Below are 22,917 nucleotides of genomic sequence, written 5' to 3' on the forward strand. Positions count from 1 at the left end.
CGGGTCTGTCCCCCGTACCGGATAACCGCCGACGCGACAGAGCCGGGCCTCGGCGCCGCCCGGGTGGCGCCGTCCCTGAGTCGTCCGTGGTGGGCGGGGCGCAGGAGTGGCAGGACGCCGGCCCCCACCCGGCACCCGGTGGGCGCGGCTCAGCGCTCGTGCGGCTCGTCGTCGTCCGACAGCAGGGCGCAGACGAAGTCCTCCTGCACGGCCCGGACCTGCGCGAGGACATCCGGTTTGATGGTCTTGCTCACCTGCTCGCTGATGGAGAAGGTCAGGCTGCGCCGGCCGTCCGGCGTCCCCACGCCGAGCTGGGTGTACCCGGGGGTGTTGCCCGTGTGGCCGTACACCACGCCGCACCGGGTGGTGTACTTGAAGATCGCCAGGCCGGCCTGGTTCGTACCCGGACCGGCCGGCTCCGAGGCGCCGTCGATGAAGGCCAGCTGTTCCTGCCGGGTCTGGCGGGTGATCAGATCGCCACCGGCGTAGGCGGCCATGAAGGCGGAGAAGTCCTTCGGGGTCGACACGATTCCGCCCGAGGCCCACACGCCCGACTGGCCGAGCGCGGTGCTGATGTCCTCGGGCTGGTTCGGCGGGTCGACCAGGTAGCCGTGCAGGTAGGGCCGGGGCAGCCGGTAGCCCTGCGGGAGGCTGGTCTCGCGCAGCCTCAGCGGCCGGTAGACCTCGGTGCGCAGCAGGTTCTCGTACCGCTCGCCGGTGACGGCCTCGGCCATCAGGGCGACCGCGATGTTGTCGGAGTTCGAATACTGGTAGCGGGTGCCGGGCGGGAACTCCAGTCCCCTGTCCGCGACGAAGTCCAGCAGGTGGCGGGAGTCGAACAGCCGGTGCGGGTCGGCGGTGAGCAGCGCCACAAACTCCGGGTCGGAGGTGTAGTCGGGCAGCCCGCTGGTGTGGTTGAGCAGCTGACGCAGGGTCACGGATCCCCACGCGGCGGGCAGTGCGGGCAACCGCTCGGCGATGGTGTCGTCCAGGCCCAGCAGGCCCTGGTCGACCAATCGGAGGGCGACCGCCCCGCTGAACGCCTTCGCGACACTGGCGATCCGCATGTGGTCGGTGGGACGCGGCGGGCGGTCTGTGCCGACCTGGGCGACCCCGGCCCGGTACACGTCGAGGTGGTCGCCGCGGCGGAGCACCGCGATCACGCCGGGCGGGCCCTGGGGATTGTCGACCAGCTCCTGCAGGCGGGCCCGCAGACCGTGGCGGTCCGCCTCCCCCGCGTGCCCGCCGGCCCGGGCGGGTCCGGCGATCAGCACGAGGAGGGAGGCGGCGGCGAGGACGGCGGCGGTCGGGCGCAGCGGGCGGATGCGCCGACGTGGGCGCGGGCGGGGCAACACGGTGCGGGCCTCCGGGACGACGAGTCGACGGCTACCGGGTGCGCCCCGGCTGCTCTGGCGGACAGACATGACTTACGGTCAGTGTTGGCTGGCGTGTGGGCAGGTGATGTGACCCACTCGGAGGAACTGATCCCGAGCGGTGTGGTGCCCGAACGGCGCTGCCCACACGGGAGATGTGATGGAGCTCGGCGCGGACTCCGGAAGGATCGCGCCGGATGCGGGATCCGGGATTTGGTAAGGATCAGCCGTGGCCGGCCTTGGCCAGGCCGCTCCGGACATCGTCGAGGTTCATGACCGGAATGAGGGTCACCTTGGCGCCCAGTTTCATGAAGAAGGGTTCGGCGACTGAGGGGATGTCGGACGGTTCCTTCAGGTCGAAGACGATGAATCCGGTTCGCTGCCCCTCCTTGGCGCCGAAGTACGCGGCTTCCGGCTGAAGCCGCTCCATCGCCGATTGCATGATCCCGGCCAGTTCGTTGTCCGTGATGGCCTTGTTCGATTTGTCCGTGTCCATCTGAACGGTCAGCAACATCCTCATGACTGCTCCACTCCCATTGGCGTCGGCGCCTGTGCCTTGTCCGACCCATGGTTGTCGCACCGAGACACCGCTGCCTTCGGTGTGGGCCATCGGTGCGACGACCGGCACTGTCCTCGGTGTGCCGGCCGGCGGCCCGGCTCGGAGCCGGTCGCTGCGGCCGAGCTACGTATGGGGATCCGCCGGAGGCCCACCGGATCCCCATACGTCGCCTCGCACCACCGCACCGAGCGGCAATCCCCGGCACCTTTCGACGCCTGGGCCGTGGCTGCTATCGATCCGTCACGCCCAGCCCTGCCCGATCTGGTTCCCCGTCGTCGCCGACCACCCGGTCGAACCGTTCGGCGCGTTCTTCCCGTCCCGCATCTCGTCCTGGGCGCAGACCGGGCGGCCCGAAGAGGCCGTCATGGTCGGCGAGCAGGCCGTGGCACTCTGGCGGCGCCTCGACCACCCCGCGGCCGAACTGGTGCTGGCGGCTTCCCTCGGGGCCCTCGGACGGCCGCTGGCAGCATTGAACCGGCACGAGGACGTCATCGCCACCGGCGAGGAGTCGGTCGCCGTCTGGCGGCGGCTCGCCCAGGAGGACCCCACCGCCCACCGGCCGCACCTCGTCATGGGGCTCTTCTACGGGCTCGGCCTGCAGCGGCAGCTCGCGCAGGAGGACCCGGCCGCCCACCGGCCCCAGCTCGCGCACATGCTGGTCGCCGTGGTGCTGGTGCGGATCAGTCAACACCGCGGCCTGCGCGAGGCGCTGGCCGCGGCGGAGGAATCCGTGGCGGTCTACGGTGCTCTGGCCGCGCAGAGCCCGCTGGTGTTCCGCGCCCCGCTGGACGAGGCATGCCAGGGCTCCGGCTTCGGACCAACGTTCCGTTCCGAAGCCGGAGCCCTGATTCGGCACGGGGACCCACCGACCTGCGGTGCCGAGACGGTTCCACTCGACCGGGCACCGGCGGCTGCCCGGCCGACGCGGCGGCGCGGGGCCGGGGCTCAGGACGGCTGCGCGCCGTGCACCGCACCGGCTCCGCGCAGGGCGTCGGCCTCGGCGAGGGCCGCTGCCGAGGGCGGCGAGGGCCAGGCGTGGGCGGTGCAGCACCCGGCACCGGCACGCTGGTCGCGCGCAGGGTGCTCGAGGACGATCGGCTGGCAGCCGATCACCTTCCGTCCCGCCCAGTGCGGTGCCAGCTCGTGGCGGGCGATGACCGCCCCGCGCGGTGTGACGATCGACAGATACGGCTCGTCGAGGCGCCACCGGACTTCCACCGCGGCGCCGGCCAGGTCGGGTGCCACCGCGTACTCGTTGCCGCGGAAGGAGACCAGCCCCTGGGAGGTGACACTGCGGACGGCTCGGACCCGCGCCGGGAACGGCGTGGCCGGCAGCTCGAACAACCCCTCTCCCGCGACGCTCCCCGCACTGCGCTCGGGACCGCGGACGGCCATTCCTTGTGTGAGCCGGTCCAGACTGCCCTGGGCGACCTGGAGGCGGGTGTCGCGGCCGACCGTGCGCCACCAGTGCTGGGCGGAGATCCGGAGGTCGTCGACTGCCGTACCGGAGCGGCCGCACTGGCAGGAGGGCCACCTGATTCCGGCCTTGTAGTACCTGGCCACCCGGGCCAGCGCCGGCGCCACCCGGCCGGTCGCCGGGCTGCACACGGCGGGCGTCCGGTCGAACCGCCACACGTTGGCGGTGCCGCCCAGTCGTCTCAGGACCAGGTCCACCGCCTCGACCAGCTGCGGGAACTCCTCGTTCTCCGCCAGCACCGCTCCGCAGCGGCCCGAGCGGGTGAGTGAGCCCACCAGCACATGGGCGTCGCCACCGCAGCCCCACCTGGCGGGCGGATCGGGCAACCTCAGCCAGGCGAACCGCACTTCGCCGCCGGCCGGGTGCGGAACGGCCGTGCCGTCCCCGTCGGTGTCGCCCTGGCAGTCCGTGCAGGACGGGCGCACCTGATGCCTGCGCAGGGCACGGGTGAAGGTCGAGTAGGCGCCCGGGTAGCCCAGCTCGACGATCTCGTCGAACAGGACGGTCGCCCGCAGGTGCGCGTCGTCTGCGAGGCGTTGGCGGCAGTACGGCAGGAACCGGAGAAACTCGTCCTGCGGAGGGCGCCTGACGCCCGCTATGCGCTCCCCCCCAAGATACGACCTGACGGTTTTGCGATCTCGGCCCAGGCGGCGGGAGATCGCCGCGATGGACCAGCCCAGGCAGCGCAATGTGTGCGCTTCCAGGTACTCCTCCCTGGTGAGCAACCAATCCTCCCCACTAGCCGGCATTCCAACCGCGTCGACACCGAATTTGACGAACCTGTCCAACGCGGCGGGAAACATAGCACGAGGACCGGAAAGATCACGAAGGAGAATCGTTTTTCCCCGCCGTTCACCCTGGGGAGTTTCACCGAGCAGGACCAACCCGACGGCCCGCCGTCGCCCATCACGCCGACGATCGGCCCGACGCCCCACGGGGGGAATCGGCTGGAATTGGGGGGGTGGCGCGTAAGCCACCCCGGGGAATTTCGCTGAGCACAGCACGAAGGCCACCGGGCTCCCGCGCCGCGCGGGGGCAGGCATGACGGGAACCAACTCGGAAAACCCGGGGATACGGCACGCACCCCACGGGGAGATTCGACGAGCGGTGCAAGTACTGAATATGGAAGGACGCCCATACGCCGTACATCCGCGCCGGGACGGATGTCGTTGGTGAAGCATGATTTCGATGCCACAGTCACAGCCGCAGCCCTCGCCCCAGCCGGACCCCGAGCCGCTCTGCACTTCCGGGGCCTGGGTCTTCGTCCCCGACAGCACGAACTCCCTGGGCGAGGTGCAGCACGGCTACCTCACGTGCGACGGCGAGCGGGTCGTGCTGCCGTACTGCTCCGGCGTCCTCGCCGACCTGCTGCGGACGATCCGCCAGCTGGAGGGCGACATCGCCCACCGGTGGGACTCCCTGCCCACCCCCGCCGGAGCATGAGCGCCACCATGCGAACTCCCGACCCGGGAATGGCGACCGAGGCCTACCTGCGTGCCGCAGAACAGGCCATGTACGGCGCGACGAACGAGTACAGCGAGTACATCCCTTACGTGACCGGCCTGCACGCGCCCATGGAGGACGATCTCCATGCCACTCTGCACGAACAGCACGGGTGGCATGACGGGACTCCGATGGCGGGCGGTCCGGGGATCCATCCGCAGACCGCCGAGGCGTTCGGGGCCTGGGGGCACGGAGAGGTGTTCGTTCCACAACCCCGCTCGCCCGTCACCGGCACGGGCACACCGCCCGTTCGGGGCTCCCGCCGGCGGACCGCCCCGCCGAGGGCGATGTCGTGGTCGCAGATCCTCGGCTCGGTGTTCGGGCTGCTCACCGCCGTGGCCGTCACCGCCGTGTGCCTGGTGGGGTGGATGCTCTCCTACCATCCGCTGCGCGATCTGGCGTTCTCCCGGGTGCCGCAGGGGCTGTCGCAGCTGTGGCCGATCATCATCTACGGGCCGTGGCTGGCGGGCTGCCTCTCGGTGCTGCGTGCCGCCCTGGACGGGCGCCGGGTCGTGCACTCCTGGGTTGTGGTGGTCGTCTTCTCCACCGTGGCAACGGTGTTGTGCGTGGCCGACGTCTCCCAGGCGCTGCCCGACATGGTGGTCGCGGGCCTCCCCCCGATCACCAGCGCTATCTCGCTGCACCAACTGGTACGCCAGCTCGGCGGGAACCGGGACGCGCGACGGCCCGCCGCCCGGCCGACTTCGCACAAAGCCCGTCGCTGAACGGCGTCGCCGCCGGGCACTGGACACGGGGGCACGGGTGCGTCGTCCGGCGGAAGGGCGGGGGCGAGCGGATCGGTGCGCCTGCCGGCCCGGTCGGCCGGCGCACCCGGTCTCGCCGTCCGATCGTCGCCGTCCGATCGCCACGGCTCCGGCCCTCCGCGCTCACTCCGGCCGAGCCGGCAGCGGGCCCGATCCTGAACCGGCGCACTGATTCTCGCGCAACCGGACCTGGTGGACATCGCCGCCGCGGCAGCGCGGGCAGAACACCCCTGCCGTCCTGGCCGTCGGCGCGGTCAGGCGGGCTGCCACAGTTCGACCCGATTGCCCTCAGTGGACGTTAAGTCCCTTTTCTTTCGGTTCGTGATCGCTCGTTCGTGTGAACGTCGACCGTACTGGCGTGCCAGCCGGGGTTCGGGTGATGTTCTGCGGCGCATGGACAGACGGGCGTATCCGAGCGACTTATCGGACGAGCAGTGGGCGTTGATCGAGCCGATGATCACGGCCTGGAAGCAGGACCGGGTGGCGCGGTCGGCTACCGGGGATCCGGGGTCCTGCGATCTGCGGGAGATCGTGAACGCGATCTTCTACCAGAACCGGACGGGCTGTCAGTGGCGCTACCTGCCCCATGACCTGCCGTCCTGGTCGGCGGTGTTCTACTACTTCGGCCTGTGGCGCCAGGACGGGCTCGACCAGCGGATCCAGGAACTCCTGCGCTGCCAGGTGAGGGAGCGAGCCCGCCGATTAGAGGACCCGTCCCTCGTGATCATCGACACCCAGTCCGTCCGGGCGGCCGCCGGCGTCCCGAAGACCACGACGGGGCTGGACGCGAACAAGAAGGTGTCGGGGCGCAAGCGGGGACTGGCCGTGGACGTCCTGGGGCTGATCATCGGCGTTGTCGTCCTGGCCGCCTCCGCCCACGACAACGCCGCCGGCACCGCCCTGCTCGACCAGGTCGCCGAGCGGTGCGGGATGCGTCTGGAGAAGGCTCTGGTGGACCAGGGCTTCAAGGACGAGGTCGTCATCCACGGCGCTTTGCTGGATATCGACGTCGAGGTCGTCCGCCGCAACCCGGCCGACCAGGGCAAGGGTTTCGTCCCGCAGCCGAAACGGTGGGTGGTGGAGCAGACGAACGGCACCTTGATGCTGCATCGGCGCCTCGCCCGCGAGTACGACCACCGGCCCGACAACTCCGCCTCACGCGTCTACTGGGCCTCCACCGCGAACATGACCCGCCGCCTCACCACACCGGCCCCGGCCTGGCGCGACACCCTCGGACTGGCGGCGTGAACGTCGCCGAACTCCTGGCAGACCTCCAGAGCCGGCAGGACGAGGCCACCGCCCGGGCCGCAGAACTACGCGCCCGGATCGAAGAGCTCGCCGCCGATCTGACCCAGACCGAAGCGCGGCTCACGGACCTGGCCACCACCCGAAAGATCATCATGGAGGTCACGCCGGCAGGAACCGAATCCGAACCGCCCGAGACGAACACCACCTACCAGGCCATCGTGAACGCCTTCAACCAGCACCCCGCCCACGCATTCCGGGCACGCGAGCTGCACGAACTCCTCGGCATGCCCACCGACGAGGCGTCCGTCAACATCACCCGCAGCCGCCTCGGACGCCTCACTCGCCAAGGCTTCCTCACCCAACCCGGACGCGGCCGCTACCAGAAACGGACTTAACGTCCACTCAGGATCGGTGACCCAGCCGAACCGACCGACGCCGTCCATGTCCTGCGTCTCTTCGGCCACGTCCGCTCCCTTGGTGCGCAACTGCGCGAGCATCGCGTCCAGGTCGCGGACCCGGAAGTTGAGCATGGTCTGCTGGGCGCGGGACCCGAAGTAGTCGCTGTCGGACTCGAACGTCGCGAACACCGTCGGCCCGGCTCCCTGGCGCCACAGGCCGTTCTCATCGGCGTCCAGGCCCAGGCAATCGCGGTACCACGCGCCCAGGGCCGCCGGGTCGGCCGCCCGCATGAAGTAGCCACCGATTCCAAGCACACGTTCCATGCCGCCATCTTGCCAGGACGGCGATCGGGCGTGGTGGCACGACACCATCGCCCGCTTCAAACCCTGTCGCAGACTCACATCTCCCGCCTGCCGAGCCCGAATCCCAAGGACTCGCGCGCCGCCCTCCTCACTTCCCGGTGGACGGCTCCGTCAGTGCCGGGTCGGCGAGACGCGGCTGGGCAGGCCGCCGCCGTGAGCAGGACGGACTCACCGCGTTCCATGCGCGCCGCCCGCGCCAGCAGATCTCTGACGTTTCGTCAATTTCCTTGATCCATGGGCCAGTATGCGACCGCCGGACCTGATCGAAGCACTCCCTGCCGACCCGGAGAACAGCCATGATGGACTCGTGACCGACACCAGGAACTCACTCTGGAACACCGATGTCAGCCCCGCCTACTACTCAGCCTCCAACCAGAAGTACCTGGAGACGATATTTGAGCAGTACAAGCTGTGCGTGGAGATGGCCGACCGCGTCAGTGCCCGGCGCAACCTGGCCAACACGTTCTTTCTGTCGCTGAACAGTGGTGTCGTCGCCGTCCTGGTGGCCGCTGCGGGCGACGGGCTGGCGGCTGCCTCGGACTGGGCCCTACTGGCCGGCCTGGTGATTCTGCTCGGCCAGTGCGCGGCGTGGTTCGTCATGGTGCGTTCGTACCGGCAGCTCAATGCCGCCAAGTACCGGGTGATCGGAGCCTTCGAGGAACGGCTGCCCGCCTACGCGTACTCCCGGGCGGAGTGGAGCGCGCTGGGTGAGGGCCGCGACTGGCGGAAGTACCTGCCGCTGACACATATCGAGCAGTGGGTCCCCGCGATCTTCAGCGCGACCTATCTGATGGGTTTCCTCGCCAAGGTGCTCTGACGCCGCCTCCGCGATCCATGCGGCAGAGTCGGCGCGACTCCCCCGGGCCTGGCATCAGCGTAGGTCGCGCTGCAGTTGCCCCAGGAGTGGTGCGAGTCGGGTGCGGTGCAGTCTTCTGCGTGTCCCGAGTTCGGTGAGCGCCCGAACGGCTGTGGGATCCAGGCGGACGAACTCCGGCGTCCACGAGGTTCCGAAGCGGACGATTCCCCGGATGGAAGGCTCCCATCGAAGTCTGCCCGGGCGGCGCAGAGGTGGGCACTCGGGCAGACGCGGCGGCCGACCGGCCACGGTCCGCTGCGCGAAGGCGGCAGGAACCGCCTGCCGGAATCGGTCGTACGTGGTGGGGCCCTCGCGCGGAGAGGTCGCGGTGTCCGGGAGCACGAGCAGGACCAGCCGGGCGGGCGGCAGAAGGCGTACCGCCTCGGTGAACTCCCACAGGGTGCCGGGGCCGGGACCGGCGACGATGACGACCAGGCGGGCGCGGCGGATGAGGTCGCTGACGACGGGCTGCCAACCGTCCAGGGGCAGGTACAGCTTGTCGGCACCCGGAAGTGGGAGGTGCTCCCCCGGCTGACCGACGGCGACCACCTTTCCGAACCTCTGGAACGTCCGGGCGATCCGCTCCTCAACTGTGCGGGAGCTCGGGTCCTCGAGGCCCAACCCCATGAACATGCTCAGCGCGGAGCCGCTCACGTTGAAGGCCGCTCCCTGCTGGAACGTCTTCCGGTCCTCGCTGAACGGACGGAGGTAGAGCACGAACGGCTCCGGCCCCACGTCATCGGGCGAACGGAGCACTCTGGTGGTGTGCCGCCGTCCGTGGCGGGCAAGCCGCCTGCCCGCATAGAGCGCGGCGCCTCCGGCACCGAGCATGCCTGCCGTGACAAGGAGCGTCTGCCCGACCGGCAGGGAGTGGTACGGAGAGCTCAGCACCACCCCGGACACCCGAACCCGCGTGGCCGCCACCAGAATCGAAAGGGCACCGGCGACCTGCAGAACGAATCCCAGGAGCCGAAACCCCAGTCCGCGCGCCGAGCGCCGGATCCGGCCGGGTACGAGCCGACTGTCCCGCGCACTGTCGTCCATAGCGCCATGATGTGTCAGCGCCATGGACTGGTCCAAGACAGGAACCGGCCAGGCACGGGCGCCCCCGGGGCCGGCGCCTGACAGCCGGCCGACGGCCGGAGCGCGGCGTCGCCGTCAGCCCGCCCGCACCTCATCGTCCTGCCCGTGCAACGGATAACATGTGCCTCCCATGACCACACTCGCCGTCACCGGCCACATGGACCTCACGGAGGGCTCCGTCCCGCTCATCCGTGCGGCGCTGCGCGGGGTCCTCCAGCAGTACACGCACGATGGTGTGACCGGGCTGTCGTGTATCGCCCGGGGTGCGGACACCCTCTTCGCCGAGGAGTTGCTCGCCGTCGGCGGCAGACTGGTCGTCATCGTCCCGTCCAGGGACTACCGGCGGACCGTGGTCGGGCCCGATCACGCACCGGTGTTCGACCGCCTTCTGGAAGCCGCGGCCGAGGTGGTGACCCTTCCTCACGAGACCGCCGACCGGGACGCGTACGAGGCCGCGAACCTCGCCTTGATCCACGGCGCCGACAGGCTCGTCGCCGTCTGGGACGGACGGCCGCCGACCGGCAAGGGCGGCGGCACCGCCGACGCTGTCGCGGCAGCACGCGCGGCGGGCCTGGACGTCGATGTCGTCTGGCCCGACGGGGCCGCGCGGCAGGACGGACCGCACCCTGAGCGCTCCTGAGGGCGCGGACCCCGACGGTTGCGCGGGAATCGGTCCGACTGCGGATCGAGGTCGATCAGCCGTCCGGCGGGTCGTACTCGCTCGGCATGGAGCTGTGGTGCTCCACGGGCTCCTCTGTTCCGAAGGTCGCCCACAGCCAGTACCCGATACCGGCGATGCCGAGGACGGCCGACGGGCCGGAGCCCTCGTCCACCCCGTGACCCCCGGGGGTGTCGACGTCCGTGATCGGGCGGAGGCCGGCCCGGGTCAGGACTCGACCGGGGTGATGACGATCTCCCGTTTGAGGATCTTGCCGGTCGGCCCCTTGGGGAGTGCACCGGTGAACGTGACGACCCGCGGGTACTTGTAGGCGGCCACCCGTGACTTCACGTGGTCGCGAATCTCCTCCGCGGTGGCGTGCGCCTCGGGCTTGAGGACCACGACTGCGGCGATCTCCTCCCCCAGCAGCGGGTCCGGTACTCCGACGACGGCGGCCTCGGCGACCGCCGGGTGCTGGTACAGGACCTCCTCGATCTCGCGTGGGTAGACGTTGTAGCCGCTGCGGATGATCAGGTCCTTCTTGCGGTCGACGATGAAGTAGTAGCCGTCCTCGTCGACCCGGGCGAGGTCGCCGGTGTGGAACCAGCCGTCGCGGATCGCCTCCGCGGTGGCGCGCGACCGGTTGTGGTAGCCGGCCATCAGGTTCTCCCCGCGGACGGCGATCTCGCCGACCTCGTCGGGCCCGGCCGTCGTCCCGTCCTCCCTGACCAGCCGGAGCTCGACGCCGCGGACGGGCAGGCCGATGGAGCCGGGCTTGCGGGGGCCGTCCGGGGGGTTGAAGGCGGCCACCGGCGACGTCTCGGAAAGGCCGTATCCCTCGAGCACGGCGACGCCGAAACGTCGCTCGAAGCCGTGCAGCACCTCGACCGGGAGCGACGCACCGCCGCAGACGGCCAGGCGCAGGCGGGGGGCGGCGAAATCGTCGGGAAGCCCGACGTGCAGAAGCGCCGCGTACATCGTCGGGACGCCGAGGAGGACGGTGACGGCGTCCCTGCGGATGGTCTCCAGCGCCGCCGCCGGGTCGAACCGGGTGAGCAGGGTCAGGGTGGCCCCCGCGGCCACGGCCGTGTTGAGGGCGCAGGTCTGGCCGAAGGCGTGGAACAGGGGCAGGCCGCCGAAGAGCACGTCGCCGGGGCCGACGTGGAACAGCGTCTGCACGGCGGTGGCGGTGTTGCTGAGGAGGTTGCGGTGCGTCAGTTCGGCGCCCTTGGGCGTGCCGGTGGTGCCCGAGGTGTAGAGGATCACCGCGAGGTCGGTGTCCTTCGCCTCGGCGACGGCGCGCAGCGGTTCGACGCGGTCGAGCAGCTCGTCGAAGCCGTCCGGTTCGACGACCAGGCAGTCGGCTCCGGTGGCGGCGGCCGCCTCGGCCGCCTCGCCCGCCGACATCGGCGAGGTCAGCACCGTCCGGGCGCCGCAGTCGCGCAGGGTGAAGGCGATCTCGCCGGCCTTGAGCAGCGGGTTCATCGGCACCACGACGGCGCCCGCGCGGAGGATGCCGTAGTAGGCGACGGGGAAGTGCAGCACGTTGGGCATGATCACGCCACCCGGTCACCCGGGCGGACGCCGCGGGCCTGGAGCAGCGCGGCCGTCCGTGCGCTCAGGTCGTCCAGTCGGGCGTAGGTCAGCGCGGTGGTCCCGTGCCGTACTGCGATCCGGGCGCCGCGGGCCGACGCGGAGCCCGTCAGCAGGGTGGCGAGGTTGGTCATGGCGGTTTCCTCGGGTTCGGACTGGACGGGGGTGGATCGAGCGGGCGACGACGTGGTCGGGCACGCTCCGGCGGCGCAGCGATCACCAATGCGGGGATCACCACCACGCGGACGGCGGGGTCGGGGCCGGACACGCTGAGAACGGATGGTCAGCGAGGTGGTCCGATGATGAGGTTGCCGCGCAAGGCGGCGGCTTCGGCGAGCTTCTCCTTGGTGATCTCGAACCCGTCGGGGCGGGGGGTGGTGATGTCGCGTCCGGCGTGCCGGAACATCTCCTCGATCCCTGCGGGGGTGGCCATGAGGAGGAGGTCTGCGCGGTCGGACGTGATGCGGTAGCCATGGGGGATGTTGCGGGGCAGGTAGACGATGCCGCCTTCGGACAGTTCGTGGCGTTCGTCCCCGACCCACACGAGCGCCTCGCCCTTGAGGAGGAGGAACACCTCGTCCTCGCGGGTGTGGACGTGGAAGGGCGGGGCCTCGCCCTTGGGTATGTCGAACCGTCCGACACTGAGCCGTCCTTCGGTGGCCTGGCTGTCGAGCAGAATGGTGAACAGTCCGCCGTGGAGCCATTCGAGGGTCTGCTGCTGGTCGGGTTGGGCGAGGTAGGCCATGGTCATGGTGGTCTCCGGGCGGGTGCGGCGGGTTGCGGGGGCAGGGGGTTTCGAGGCGCAGACGATGGCGCCCCGAGCTCCTCGGGCGGCCTGAGGCGACGTCAGGATCGGAGCCGCGAGGTGAGAACGAAGGCGGGAATCACCGCCACGCCGACGATCAGGTGCATCCCGGCCAGCAGGATCTGGTCGGTCGTCGTGACACCGGCCCCGTTGTAGGGAAGACCGCCGACGAGCACCACTACCGCGAGCGCCGCCCAGATGACGGTGGCCCGCCGTGGGACGAATCGTTCCAGCAGCTCCAGGAGCCCCCAGCCGAGCAGCGCCGGGACGACCGAGGCGGCGATCACCACGCCGATCAGGACGGACTGGGTCGGCCGGCCGAACACCGCGGGAGCTCTGAGGTCGTATCCGGCGACGTCGCTGAGGACGATGACGTAGGTGAGGTTCGCGAGGAGGCCGATGCCGATGGCAGCAGGTCGCAGCACGCGGCCGGGGGCCTCGGTGCGCCGAGGAGCGGACGGTGTCGGTGAGGACGAGGGGGTGGCCATGGTGGTCGCTCCGTGGGAAGGGTCGGGGGGTCAGCGGATGACGGGCAGGACGAGGTGGGAGGGGTGGTCGGCGTCGTGGTGGATGAGGTTGCGGCCCACCTGGTGGCCGTAGTAGTGGTGGAACAGGCCGTCGGCGACCGGGGAGTCCCCGTTGGCGATCTCCAGGCGGATGCGGCTGCCCTTGGGGAACAGGTAGGAGGTCGGCCAGACGTCGATCTCGTAGCGGACGACCGTCCCCGGCTCGATCGGCTGGGGAGGGTGGGTGCGGTGGGAGGCCTTCAACCAGCCGCGGGTGACCATCACGGAGCGCGGCGGCACGTTCTTGGCGACCTTGCGCATCAGGGTCTGCTTGAGCTTCGGAACGGCCTTCTGCTCGGAGACCTTGACGTGGAAGTCGGTGTCGGTCTGGTCGGACTCCGCGTACAGCACCAGGGTGATCTTCCCGGTGACCTCGGTGTCTCGTTCCAGGGGTGGGGTGGTGAAGGTGAGGATGCCGCGGGTGGGCTGTGGGATGCCGTCGGTCATGACGGTGGTGCCCACCGTCCACTCGGGGTTGGGGTAGTCGTAGACGGTCGGCTGTCCGGTCGGCCCGGTGGGCGGGGTGGTGGTGAGGCTGCCGTCGTTGAGTGAGCGGACGGCGTGTGCGGGTTCGGGGTGCAGGTAGTACGTGGTCGGCTCGGCGCGCCGGGGCGGCCATTCGGATTCCTCCTGCAGCGGGCGCCCGGAGTTGGCGACCTGGATGCGGACCGGCGGGCCGTCCATGACGCCGTTGTCGATGCCCTTGAGCCAGTGGTCGTACCAGGGGCGGATGTAGGTGTCGAGGAACTCGGGTCGGTAGTAGCGCTCGTGGCTGTCGGTGCCGGCGAGCACCACGAGGCGCTTGTCGGCGCGCTGGAGGCGTTCGTAGCCGTCGAGCTGACCGCGCAGATGCAGGCCGATGCTGTACCACCAGGCGATGTTCAGCACCGGGACGTCGATGTTCTCGACCTTCACCGCTCGCTCGTCCCACCAGTCGTCGACGACGGGCCGGTCCAGGGTCATGCCGATGACGTCGGCGGTGATGCCGCCGGGCCGGGGCGGAGTGCCGCCGATGGTGGCGGCGGCCCGGAGGTTGTCGGTCGACCAGAAGTTGAGGAACCCCATGGAGTAGATGCCGCCGTGGTAGACCGCGTCGTGGTAGAGGTTCGTGAACCCGCTGTAGATCAGCGCACAGGTCAGGTGCGGCGGGCGCTGCGCGGCGGCCAGCCACTGGTTCACGCTGTAGGCGCTCTCCCCGATCATCGACACCTTCCCGGTCGACCAGGGCCGGGAGGCGATCCACTCGATGGTGTCGTAGAAGTCGCGTTGCTCGGCGGGCCCGAACAGCTCGAACTCCCCCTCGGACCTTCCGGTGCCGCGCTGGTCGCCGACCACGACCGCGTAGCCGTGGCCGGTCCAGTAGTCGAGCGGGCCGGTCTCGACGTACCGGAACATCGACACCGCCGGCAGGTACAGCAGGTCCTTCTGGTACGGCGCCACCGCGTACAGCGTCGGGAACGGGCCGTCCCCGTCCGGCAGGTACACATCTGCGCAGATCCGGACGCCGTCGGACGCCGCGATCCACTCATCTTTGAGCGTGTGCATGATCAACTCCTAATTTCCTCACATGTGGAAACTAATTTCAGCGTATGCTGAAACTCTCGGGAGGGCAAGGACGTCCTCTTCCGACCTGCTACGGAAGGTGATGCGGCGTGACTGGGCGAGGCCCCCGGGGAGAACGCGGAGAGCAGGCGGACAAGATCCTCGCCGCCGCCCGCAGATCCTTCGCCACCCGCGGCTACGCCGCGACATCACTGCGGTCGGTCGCCCAGGACGCCGGCGTCGACCCCGGTCTGGTGAACTACTACTTCCGCACCAAGCCCGGTCTGCTGGAAGCGGTCATGCAACCCCCCGAGGCGTTCGGCGCAGCCGTGGCCGCCGCCGCCGAACAGCCCGTCCACCAGCGCGGACGGGCGTTCGTCCAGGCCACCCTGCACCTGTGGGAGGACCCCGTCCGCGCCGAGATCCTGCGCGCCATCATCCTCACCGCCGCGCAGGAGCCCGCCGCCATGCAGCGCCTGCGGCAGCTGTTCTCCGAACTCGTCCTGGCCGTCGTCTCCCACAGCCTGCCCGATACCGAACGCAGCCTGCGCGCCAGCCTCGTCGCCACCCAGATCGTCGGTATGGTCATGAACCGCTACATCTGGCAGGTCGGCGACATCGCCACCCTCCCCGCCGACACCGTCGTCGACCTCCTCGCCCCCACCATCCAGCACTACCTCGCCGACCCCCTCCCCACGAGGCTCGGCGACGGTTAGCGACCCGAGCCGGGCCTCTGCCGCAGATCCGGGATGCAGGCGGCCGGTCCCTGCCGCTCCCTCCGGCCGCCGGCCCGGCCGCTCCCGTCAGATGAACCTATTCCCTGACAGGGGAACGGATGTGAGATAGCGTCAGGACCCATTCGCAGAGGAATCATCGTCGGTGTCCGCGCGGCAACCGGGAGGACTGGTGGCCACGCAGGTCGGCCTCGGGGACCGCGTCCCCTATCTGGCACGCCTGGACGAGCCGGCCCGGGACGAGCTGCGCTCGCTCGGGCTGCCGCAGTCGGTCGCGGCCGACACAGTGGTGCTGCACGAGGGCGAACCGTCCACCCACATCCTGCTGGTGATCGACGGCTGGCTGCGGGTGACGGCCTCCTCGGCCAACGGCCACGAGGGGCTGCTCGCCCTGCGGGGCCCCGGCGAGGTCGTCGGCGAGCTGGCGGCGATCGACGGTCGGACACGCTCGGCGCGAGTCTCGACCATGAGTGCCGCCCGGCTGCTCGCCGTCAGATCCGCCGACTTCCGGGCCTTCCTGGAACGGACACCCGGGGCCGCGCTGGCCCTGGTGGCCGTCCTCGCCGAACGTCTGCGGATCGCCGACCGCAGACGGCTGGAGGCGGCCGCGCACACCGTGCCCGAGCGGCTCGCCCGGCTGCTGCTCGACCTGGCCGAACAGCACGGGACGGAGCGGCCCGACGGGACCGTCATCGCCATCGGGCTCTCCCAGCGCGAACTCGCCGGCTCCGTGGGCGCCTCGCGCGAGGCCGTCGCCCGGGTCCTGAAGGACCTCCGGGACCGCGCTGTGGTCACCACCGACCGCCGCAGCGTGGTGGTGCGGAGGCCCGAGGTGCTGCGGCGGATCGCCGGCTCTGTGCACTCGGTCACAGACCCTCCGCGTCGTCCGTCACCGCGCGGCGAGGAGGACCGCAGGAGCATGGGCGACACGTCCGGAGCGAGGCTCGGGGGGCTTCGCTCCGGCCGTCCCGCGCGCGCGGCCGACCTGACCGACCCGACCGACCTGACTGACACGACCGACCCGACCGACCTGACCGACCCGACCGGCCTGGAGTAACGCCGTGAGTGACCCGCTCCACCAGACCATCCTGCTGTCCGACATCGAAGGGTCGGGCCTCCGCGACGATCTGGAGAAACCCGTCATCCGGCGCACCATGTACGAGGTGATCCACGCGGCGCTCCGCACGGCAGGCGCGGAACACACCCAGTACCGCACGGCGGACCGGGGCGACGGCGTGATGGTGCTGGTCGACCCGGCGGTCCCCAAGCCCCGGCTGCTCCACGCCCTCCTGCGCGACCTCGCCGACGAGCTGACGTCCCGGAACCGGCTGGCGAGCCCGGGCACCCGGGTGCGGCTGCGGGTCGTCCTGCACGCCGGGGAGGTGCGCAGGGACGCCGAGGGCGAGAGCGGGGCCGACCTGGACGCCGCCTTCCGGATGCTCGACGCCGAGCCGCTGCGGGCCGCGCTCGGCGCGACCGGCGGGCCGGTCGCCGTCGCCGTCTCGGAGTTCGTCCACCACGCGACCGTCCGGCACGGCTATCCGGGCATTGCGCAGGAGTCCTTCCGGCGCACCGAGTTCAGCTCGAAGGAGGGCCTCGTCCCGCTGTGGGTCCACGATCCGCGGTGGGTCCTCGATCCGCTCGCGGCACCGGCACGCCCGGACGGCCGCGAGCAGCCGGTGGCTCCGCCGGCCGCATCCGCCGGCGCCCCCACAGGCACACCGGACAGCGGCACCGGCGGTACGGGCGGCACGGGCACCACCACCCTCAACGCGGGCGTGGTCCACGGCGACCAGTTCACCGGCGGCAAGCACTACCACGGGGTGGTCTGACCGCGATGGAGGCCCAGCAGAAGGCGGCCGGCGCACCGGAGGCCGCACAGGAGGCCGCGCCGGCGGCCGAACCGAAGAACACCGAGGAGCACGCCGCCGCTCCCCCCACCCGGGAGGACGACCGCCCGGACCGCCCCGACCTGCTCTACCAACTGGGCGGCGCCCGGCAGGGAGACGGCGGCCAACACCGGCTGTACGCCGAGTCGGTGGGCGGCGACCAGTTCACCGGCGGCAAGCATTACCACTACCACCGGCCGAACGAGGCCACCGGCGCCCGTCCGGGCCGGGTGAGCCCGGACGAGCTTCGCGCGCTGGCCGGGGTCTACGTTTCCGGTCCCGCCGACGGCGAGGCGGTGATCGAGCTCGGCCGACGGCACGTCCTGCTGCTCCAGGGTGCGCCCCGGTCCGGCCGCAAGGCCGCGGCGCTGCGCCTGCTGCACGCCGTCGGCGACGAGCAGGTGTTCCGGCTGGACCCGGACACCGACCTGGCCCGCTTCCCCGAGGAGTCCACGGCCAGGGGCGGCTACCTGCTGGCGGAGCCGGTCACCCGGACCTCCGACCCGCTGCGCGGCGCCCGGATCGCGGTGCTCGGGGAGCGGCTCGCCGCCCACGGCAGCTTCCTGGTGATCGTCCTGGATCCGCAGGCGGCGGTCTCCGGGGTCCACACCGTGCGCTGGCGGCCCGCGGACGCCGACCGGGTGCTCCGCGCCCATCTCCGGCAGGCCCTGGTGGCGGCCCGCCGTGAGCCGGACGGCCCCGAGTGCGAGCGGCTGCTCGCACTTCCGCAGACCGCGCAGCTGCTGGCCGGGCATCACGGCCCGGCACGGCTGCGGTACTTCGCCGACCTGCTCGTCCGCCATCTCGACGGAGACCTGAGCGAGGAGCAGCTCGGCGGCTTCGTGGCGGAGTCCGCGACCGGGCAGGTCGCCGAGGTGCTGGACGATCCCGCGTTGGACCTGCGCGACAAGGCCTTCCTGCTGGCCCTCGCCGTCTTCGAAGACGCCTCCTACCAGCAGATCGTCGCGGAGTCCGACGCGCTCACCCTGGTGCTGCGGCAGGCGGAGGACCCCGAGCGGCACCTCGGTCTGCCCCGGTTCGACCGGGACAGGGCGCGACTGCTGGAGCTCGCCCACGCGTTCGAGGCGCCGAGCGTCCAGGACACCGACTGGGGCCGGGTACCCGCCACCAAGATCTCCTTCCGCGACCCCGGGGCGGGCCTGGCGACCCTGCGCCACCTCTGGCTGGAGCACCCGGCGGCGCGCGAGCCCGTCGCCGAGTGGCTGAACGGCCTCGCCCGCTCCGAGGCGCCCCTGCACCGGGTCCGCGCCGCGGTGGCCGCGGGACTGCTGACCACGCTCGACTTCGAGAGCGGCTTCCAGCTCTTCGTGGCGCCCTGGGCGGCGAGCAGCGGGCTTCGGCTGCGGCAGCTCGCCGCCTGGTCGCTCCAGGTCGCCGCCGAGGCCGGGCTGCTCCCCCTCGTCCAGCGGCTGCTGCGGGACTGGAGCCGTGACGGCGGCGTCGCCCTCCGCTGGACGGCCGCCCGCGCCTACGCCACGTTCGGCGTGGACCACCCGTCCTCCGCGCTGCGGGACCTCGAACTGATCGCCCGGGACGAGGCCCGGCAGCAGCTGCGGGAGGTGGTGCTGGGCACGCTCGGCACCCTGATGGTGGGCGGCTGGCCCGGTCCCGTGCTGTCCGCGCTGGTCCAGTGGTCGCGCGACCCCTCCCCGGAGCTCCGGGACACCTGCTTCCGGGCGTTCCTGCTGGCCGTGCTCGAGTGGGACACCGGCGACGACGCCAGTGACCCGTGGCCCCGACTGCTGCGGATCGGCCTCGGCGAGGGCGAGTCCGCCCGGTCCGTCCGGGTGCTGTGGCGGGCGGCGCTCGAATCCGCCCCGTTCGGCGGCGCCGCGGTGGAGGCACTGCGCGGCTGGCTCCACGGAGCGGAGCGGCGGCACGGTCTGGTGGTGGCGCTGACCTCCTTCCTACCGACCCTGGTCGAGACCGACCGGGAGCGCGCGCGCCTGGACCACCTGCTCCGGCAGGTGGCACGCGCCGGCGGGCTGTCCGCCCAGGCACTGGCCGAACTGCGGCACCCGCTCACCGCCCCGGCCCCCCAGTACGCGGGGAACACGCCCGTCGTCGTCGGCGAGCCCGGCGACGCAGAGAGGACGCGAGGATGACGCACCAGCAGTGGGGACCGCAGCCCGGGCCCGAGGCGTACGGGCCACAGGGCCCGCAGCCGTACGGGCCACCGGACCCTCAACCGTACGGTCCGCAGGCGTACGGGCCACAGGCGCCGCAGCCGTACCAGCCCCCGCACCCGCCGCCGGGCTGGCAGCCCCACCCGGCCCAGCCGCCCGCCCAACCCTGGCAGGGCGCCCAGCAGTTCCTGCGCGACATCTTCGCCGGTTCGCCGGCGCCCGGGGTGCCGCAGGCGGCGCTGCCGCGGTTCATGGCGATGAACAACCCGGTCGTCGGCCCGCGCCCGCTCAGCCGGCTGGACAACCTGATCCGCAAGCCGACCGGGGCGGCCGCCAGCGTGATCCTCTACGTGGCGCCGAGCGGGGAGCTGATCCCCAACGGATCCGCCCGCGACCAGCGGCAGAACGAGCCAGCCTGGCGGGTCTACCGCAGCTACTACGAGGTCGACCTCGGCCGGCACCCGTTGCAGGTGCACAGTGCCGTCCCCAGCCAGGGCGACGCCTTCCACTTCACCGCGGTGATCGACCTCGGCTGGCAGGTGTCCGACCCGGTCCGGGTGGTCCGGGAGGGCCTGACCGACATCCGCGCCGCGCTCGAACCGCTGCTGCTGTCCCGGATCCGCGCGGTCACCCGGCGCTTCGACATCGAGCACAGCGCGGACGCGGAGGAGGCCGTCAACAAGGAGCTCTCCGGCGCGCCGGTCGGCGTCGAACTCGGCCTGCACACCTGGTGCCTCGTCCGGCTCGCCCTCGACCAGAGCTCCACCGCCTACCTGACGACCCTGCGGGAGCAGCGGCGCGCGATCTCCACCACCACCGGCCGGCACGAGCTGAGAAAGCTGGAACAGTCCCAGCAGCAACAGCTGACCGCGTCCGCGGCCGCCTTCCACGCGGCGTACCTCGAGTCCCACGACGTGTCCCGGCTCGCCCTCCAGCTGGCGCAGAACCCGGACGACGCGGCTGCCGTGATCTCGGCGCTCAACCAGCGCGACCGGGACGAAGCCTCGATGAAGGCCGAGCTGATCACGCAGATGATCCAGCAGGGCCACATCCAGCCGCACGAGTACGAGGCACCGCTGGGCCTGGCGCTGGAACACCTCCAGCAACTGCTCCAGCTCGCGCCGCGGCAGGCCGCGCCGCTGCCCTCGCCGGATCGGCCGACGGCGCCGCCGCCACCGTCCTACCCGCCACCGTCCTACCCGCCGGCCGATCCGCCGCCGGGGTACCAGCCGTGACCGCGCCCCCGCTGCCGCCGGCGGCAGAGGTGGAGGCAGCGGCGGCGGGGGCGGTCGAGGCGGGGCGGGAGCGTCCCCCGGTCGACTGCCTGGACCAGGCCGCGACGCTCCTGGCCGGGGTCCGTGAGGAGATCGCCCGGGCGGACGGCAAGGCGGCGATCCTGCTCGGCGCGGTCGGCGCGACCGGGGCGGCGCTGATCGCCGTCCTGGCCGGACGTCAGTGGAGCCCCGACCAGCTTCCCGCCGTCGCCCGCGTCCTGTGGTGGTTCGGCGCCGTCTGCTGGACGGCGTCCCTGCTCTTCCTGCTCGGGGTGGTACTGCCGCGCCCCCTGCGCAGCCGCTGGCGGCCGGGCGAGCCGATCACCTACTTCGGCGACGTGGCCCGCGCCGACCACAGCGCAGACCTCCACGCCGCCCTCACCCTGATGGCCCGTGACCCTCTCCCCCCGCTCCTCGACGCCCTCCGCGCGACCAGCCGCATCGCCGTGGTCAAACACCGTTGCGTCCTCCTCGGCGCCGCCACCTTCGGCGCCGCCATCCTCGCCGCCCTCACCTCCGTCCTCGGCCTGCCCTGACCACCGCCGACACACCCACCCGGGCCCGAACCGGTCGACGCCGGCAGCCGGTTCAGCACGGGGCTCGCCCAGCGGACCCACGCTCGACGAGCGCTTCGGCGGCCGCCTCCTACCGCTCGGCGAGCCTGCGCCGAGCGGTAGGACGCAGCGGAAGGGCCGTACCCGGCGCGGCGCGGAGGGCCGGCGCCGGAGCGACCGCGGGTGTCAGGCGCTGTGCGTGACGAAGCCGCAGGCCGGGGCAGCGGCGCGGCCTGCGGCGCCGTCACGGGAGCCGAACCGGCGCCGTCCCGCGGCGGGGCGGGCGGAACGGGCTTGACGTGGCAGGTACGCACCGCGAAGGTGGGCCGACCATTGCCATGTCACGCGTGCCATGTCACGCGCGCCATGGCACCAGGCGAACGGCGGCCGTTCGACGCCACCGGCGGGGAGGGCGGGCCGTCGGGCGAGGAGGGCCAATGGAGTTGGAGCTTCGGCACCTGCGGGTGCTGTGCGCGATCGCGGACACCGGCAGTGTGGGTCGGGCGGCCGCGCTGCTCGGGGCCTCCCAGCCGGCGACCAGCACCCAACTGCGCCGGATCGAGCGGTATCTGGGCGCTCCGCTGTTCGAGCGGGCGGCCTCGGGCGTGGTTCCGACCTGTTTCGGCGTCGAGGTGCTCGCGGCCGCGCGCGACGTCCTGGCCCGCGCCGACCGTCTGGGCCGCCGGGGGGCCGGGGACGCCGCACAGGCTCCCCGGGTACTGCGGCTGGCCGCGACCCTCTCCCCCGTCCTGCCGGGACTGCTGGCCCGGGCCCGGCGGCAGCGGCCCGACCTGCAGTTCACGGTGAGCAGCGTCTACCGGTCCTCGGACATCGTCGAGCTGCTGGAGCGGGGCGGGGCCGATGCCGCTCTGGCGGTGGACTATCCCGGGCGGGAGCTGCGGCACTCGCCGGCGCTCGCGTACCGGAGCATCGCCACCGAGCCGACGTTCGTGGCGCTGCCGGCCGGCCACCGGCTCAGGCACCGGACCGAGATCGCGTTGGCCGACCTGGCGGCGGAGACCTGGTTCCTGACCCCGGACGACGGGGCGGGCTGGCACGCGGTCTTCCACGGTGCCTGCGCGGCTGCCGGTTTCTCACCGGCGACGGTGCACGAGTTCCTGGGCGGCCGACTGGAGTTGCAGGAGCTGATCGCGGCCGGCCTCGGGATCTCCATCGTCCAGGCGACCACCCGCCCACTCGCCGATGTGGTGGTCAGACCGCTGGCGGGTACGCCGATCTGGTTCCGGCACCTGCTGGTCTGGCGGCGGGCGGCGGTGAGCGACCAGGTGGTGGAGTCACTGTTCGGCGCGGCGACCTCCGCCTACCGGGGCCTGATCGCCGGCTCGCCGCACTTCCGCGCCTGGGCCGCCCGCACGTACCGCCCTTCGGGCTCGGCCGGCCAGTAAGGCCCGGCCCCGACCCGTCCGCGCCCACTGCCACTGCCGGTCCCTCTGCCATGGAGCCGTAAAGGTGTTATGCCAGGCCCTACTGATGTCATATGACCTGTGACATTGTTCTGATGGCTGATCCG

At 71.8% G+C, this 22,917-nt stretch carries 23 protein-coding genes and 1 pseudogene; 12 read left to right on the top strand and 12 right to left on the bottom strand.

Going from position 1 to position 22,917, the window contains the following annotated elements; translation table 11 throughout:
• Positions 1–149: 149 nt before the first annotated feature.
• From OG871_RS02135 to OG871_RS02150, 4 genes are all read right to left on the bottom strand, one after another.
• Positions 150–1,352 carry a serine hydrolase domain-containing protein gene (locus OG871_RS02135; RefSeq protein ID WP_371503197.1) on the bottom strand — a complete coding sequence of 401 codons (1,203 nt, stop codon included), beginning with the start codon at positions 1,350–1,352 and terminating at the stop codon, positions 150–152.
• Positions 1,353–1,596: 244 nt separating this feature from the next.
• Positions 1,597–1,893, bottom strand: a complete 297-nt coding sequence (locus OG871_RS02140) for a DUF3303 family protein (protein ID WP_371493826.1) — start codon at positions 1,891–1,893, stop codon at positions 1,597–1,599.
• Between the two features lie 268 nt (positions 1,894–2,161).
• Positions 2,162–2,788 (bottom strand): hypothetical protein, encoded by a 627-nt coding sequence (locus tag OG871_RS02145; RefSeq protein WP_371493827.1) that lies wholly within the window; start codon positions 2,786–2,788, stop codon positions 2,162–2,164.
• 89 nt (positions 2,789–2,877) lie between these two features.
• The gene (locus OG871_RS02150; protein WP_371493829.1) at positions 2,878–4,134 is read right to left on the bottom strand and encodes an IS21 family transposase; all 1,257 of its coding nucleotides are present in this window, start codon (positions 4,132–4,134) and stop codon (positions 2,878–2,880) included.
• A gap of 463 nt (positions 4,135–4,597) precedes the next feature.
• On the opposite strand from OG871_RS02150, the gene OG871_RS02155 reads away from it, so the two are divergent.
• The 3 genes from OG871_RS02155 (at position 4,598) to OG871_RS02165 (ending at position 6,924) form a co-directional block, all read left to right on the top strand.
• Positions 4,598–4,852, top strand: a complete 255-nt coding sequence (locus OG871_RS02155) for a hypothetical protein (RefSeq protein WP_371493831.1) — start codon at positions 4,598–4,600, stop codon at positions 4,850–4,852.
• A 29-nt stretch (positions 4,853–4,881) separates the two neighbouring features.
• On the top strand, positions 4,882–5,637 hold the full coding sequence (locus OG871_RS02160) for a DUF2637 domain-containing protein (protein WP_371493832.1): 756 nt from the start codon (positions 4,882–4,884) through the stop codon (positions 5,635–5,637).
• Between the two features lie 432 nt (positions 5,638–6,069).
• Positions 6,070–6,924: an IS5 family transposase gene (locus tag OG871_RS02165; protein WP_371493834.1), complete on the top strand. Its 855-nt coding sequence runs from the start codon at positions 6,070–6,072 to the stop codon at positions 6,922–6,924.
• 401 nt (positions 6,925–7,325) lie between these two features.
• On the opposite strand, the pseudogene OG871_RS02170 reads toward OG871_RS02165, so the two are convergent.
• Positions 7,326–7,646: pseudogene (locus tag OG871_RS02170) on the bottom strand (VOC family protein); the annotation flags it as partial.
• Between the two features lie 346 nt (positions 7,647–7,992).
• Between OG871_RS02170 and OG871_RS02175 the strand changes: the two are divergent.
• On the top strand, positions 7,993–8,502 hold the full coding sequence (locus OG871_RS02175; RefSeq protein ID WP_371493836.1) for a hypothetical protein: 510 nt from the start codon (positions 7,993–7,995) through the stop codon (positions 8,500–8,502).
• 54 nt (positions 8,503–8,556) lie between these two features.
• Here the strand turns inward: OG871_RS02175 and OG871_RS02180 are convergent, their stop codons facing one another.
• Positions 8,557–9,609 (bottom strand): hypothetical protein, encoded by a 1,053-nt coding sequence (locus tag OG871_RS02180; protein ID WP_371493838.1) that lies wholly within the window; start codon positions 9,607–9,609, stop codon positions 8,557–8,559.
• Positions 9,610–9,754: 145 nt separating this feature from the next.
• Between OG871_RS02180 and OG871_RS02185 the strand changes: the two genes are divergently transcribed.
• Positions 9,755–10,264: a hypothetical protein gene (locus OG871_RS02185; RefSeq protein WP_371493839.1), complete on the top strand. Its 510-nt coding sequence runs from the start codon at positions 9,755–9,757 to the stop codon at positions 10,262–10,264.
• A gap of 55 nt (positions 10,265–10,319) precedes the next feature.
• Here OG871_RS02185 and OG871_RS02190 read toward each other — a convergent pair whose 3' ends face one another.
• From OG871_RS02190 to OG871_RS02215, 6 genes are all read right to left on the bottom strand, one after another.
• Complete coding sequence (locus OG871_RS02190; protein ID WP_371493841.1) at positions 10,320–10,457, bottom strand: hypothetical protein; 138 nt, start codon at positions 10,455–10,457, stop codon at positions 10,320–10,322.
• A 53-nt stretch (positions 10,458–10,510) separates the two neighbouring features.
• Positions 10,511–11,836, bottom strand: coding sequence for a long-chain fatty acid--CoA ligase (locus tag OG871_RS02195; protein ID WP_371493843.1), 1,326 nt, complete (start codon positions 11,834–11,836; stop codon positions 10,511–10,513).
• A 2-nt stretch (positions 11,837–11,838) separates the two neighbouring features.
• The gene (locus OG871_RS02200) at positions 11,839–12,009 is read right to left on the bottom strand and encodes an AMP-binding protein (RefSeq protein ID WP_371493845.1); all 171 of its coding nucleotides are present in this window, start codon (positions 12,007–12,009) and stop codon (positions 11,839–11,841) included.
• A gap of 149 nt (positions 12,010–12,158) precedes the next feature.
• Positions 12,159–12,626 (bottom strand): cupin domain-containing protein, encoded by a 468-nt coding sequence (locus tag OG871_RS02205; protein WP_371493846.1) that lies wholly within the window; start codon positions 12,624–12,626, stop codon positions 12,159–12,161.
• 95 nt (positions 12,627–12,721) lie between these two features.
• The gene (locus OG871_RS02210) at positions 12,722–13,168 is read right to left on the bottom strand and encodes a DUF6069 family protein (RefSeq protein ID WP_371493847.1); all 447 of its coding nucleotides are present in this window, start codon (positions 13,166–13,168) and stop codon (positions 12,722–12,724) included.
• Positions 13,169–13,198: 30 nt separating this feature from the next.
• The gene (locus OG871_RS02215) at positions 13,199–14,791 is read right to left on the bottom strand and encodes a CocE/NonD family hydrolase (protein ID WP_371493848.1); all 1,593 of its coding nucleotides are present in this window, start codon (positions 14,789–14,791) and stop codon (positions 13,199–13,201) included.
• A gap of 107 nt (positions 14,792–14,898) precedes the next feature.
• Between OG871_RS02215 and OG871_RS02220 the strand changes: the two genes are divergently transcribed.
• The 7 genes from OG871_RS02220 to OG871_RS02250 all read left to right on the top strand — a co-directional run bounded on the left by OG871_RS02220 (position 14,899) and on the right by OG871_RS02250 (position 22,792).
• Complete coding sequence (locus OG871_RS02220) at positions 14,899–15,504, top strand: TetR family transcriptional regulator (RefSeq protein WP_371493849.1); 606 nt, start codon at positions 14,899–14,901, stop codon at positions 15,502–15,504.
• A gap of 190 nt (positions 15,505–15,694) precedes the next feature.
• Positions 15,695–16,579, top strand: coding sequence for a Crp/Fnr family transcriptional regulator (locus OG871_RS02225; protein ID WP_371493850.1), 885 nt, complete (start codon positions 15,695–15,697; stop codon positions 16,577–16,579).
• Positions 16,580–16,583: 4 nt separating this feature from the next.
• Positions 16,584–17,354: a hypothetical protein gene (locus OG871_RS02230; RefSeq protein ID WP_371493851.1), complete on the top strand. Its 771-nt coding sequence runs from the start codon at positions 16,584–16,586 to the stop codon at positions 17,352–17,354.
• 5 nt (positions 17,355–17,359) lie between these two features.
• Complete coding sequence (locus OG871_RS02235) at positions 17,360–19,537, top strand: hypothetical protein (protein WP_371493853.1); 2,178 nt, start codon at positions 17,360–17,362, stop codon at positions 19,535–19,537.
• Positions 19,534–20,793 (top strand): hypothetical protein, encoded by a 1,260-nt coding sequence (locus tag OG871_RS02240; protein WP_371493854.1) that lies wholly within the window; start codon positions 19,534–19,536, stop codon positions 20,791–20,793. Before OG871_RS02235 ends, OG871_RS02240 begins: the two co-directional genes overlap by 4 nt.
• Positions 20,790–21,368, top strand: coding sequence for a Pycsar system effector family protein (locus tag OG871_RS02245; RefSeq protein WP_371493855.1), 579 nt, complete (start codon positions 20,790–20,792; stop codon positions 21,366–21,368). The genes OG871_RS02240 and OG871_RS02245 overlap by 4 nt, the downstream gene beginning before the upstream one ends.
• A 455-nt stretch (positions 21,369–21,823) precedes the next feature.
• Complete coding sequence (locus OG871_RS02250; RefSeq protein ID WP_371493856.1) at positions 21,824–22,792, top strand: LysR family transcriptional regulator; 969 nt, start codon at positions 21,824–21,826, stop codon at positions 22,790–22,792.
• Positions 22,793–22,917 lie beyond the last annotated feature (125 nt).

It is taken from the genome of Kitasatospora sp. NBC_00374 (genome assembly GCF_041434935.1).
In the GTDB taxonomy this organism is placed as follows: domain Bacteria; phylum Actinomycetota; class Actinomycetes; order Streptomycetales; family Streptomycetaceae; genus Kitasatospora.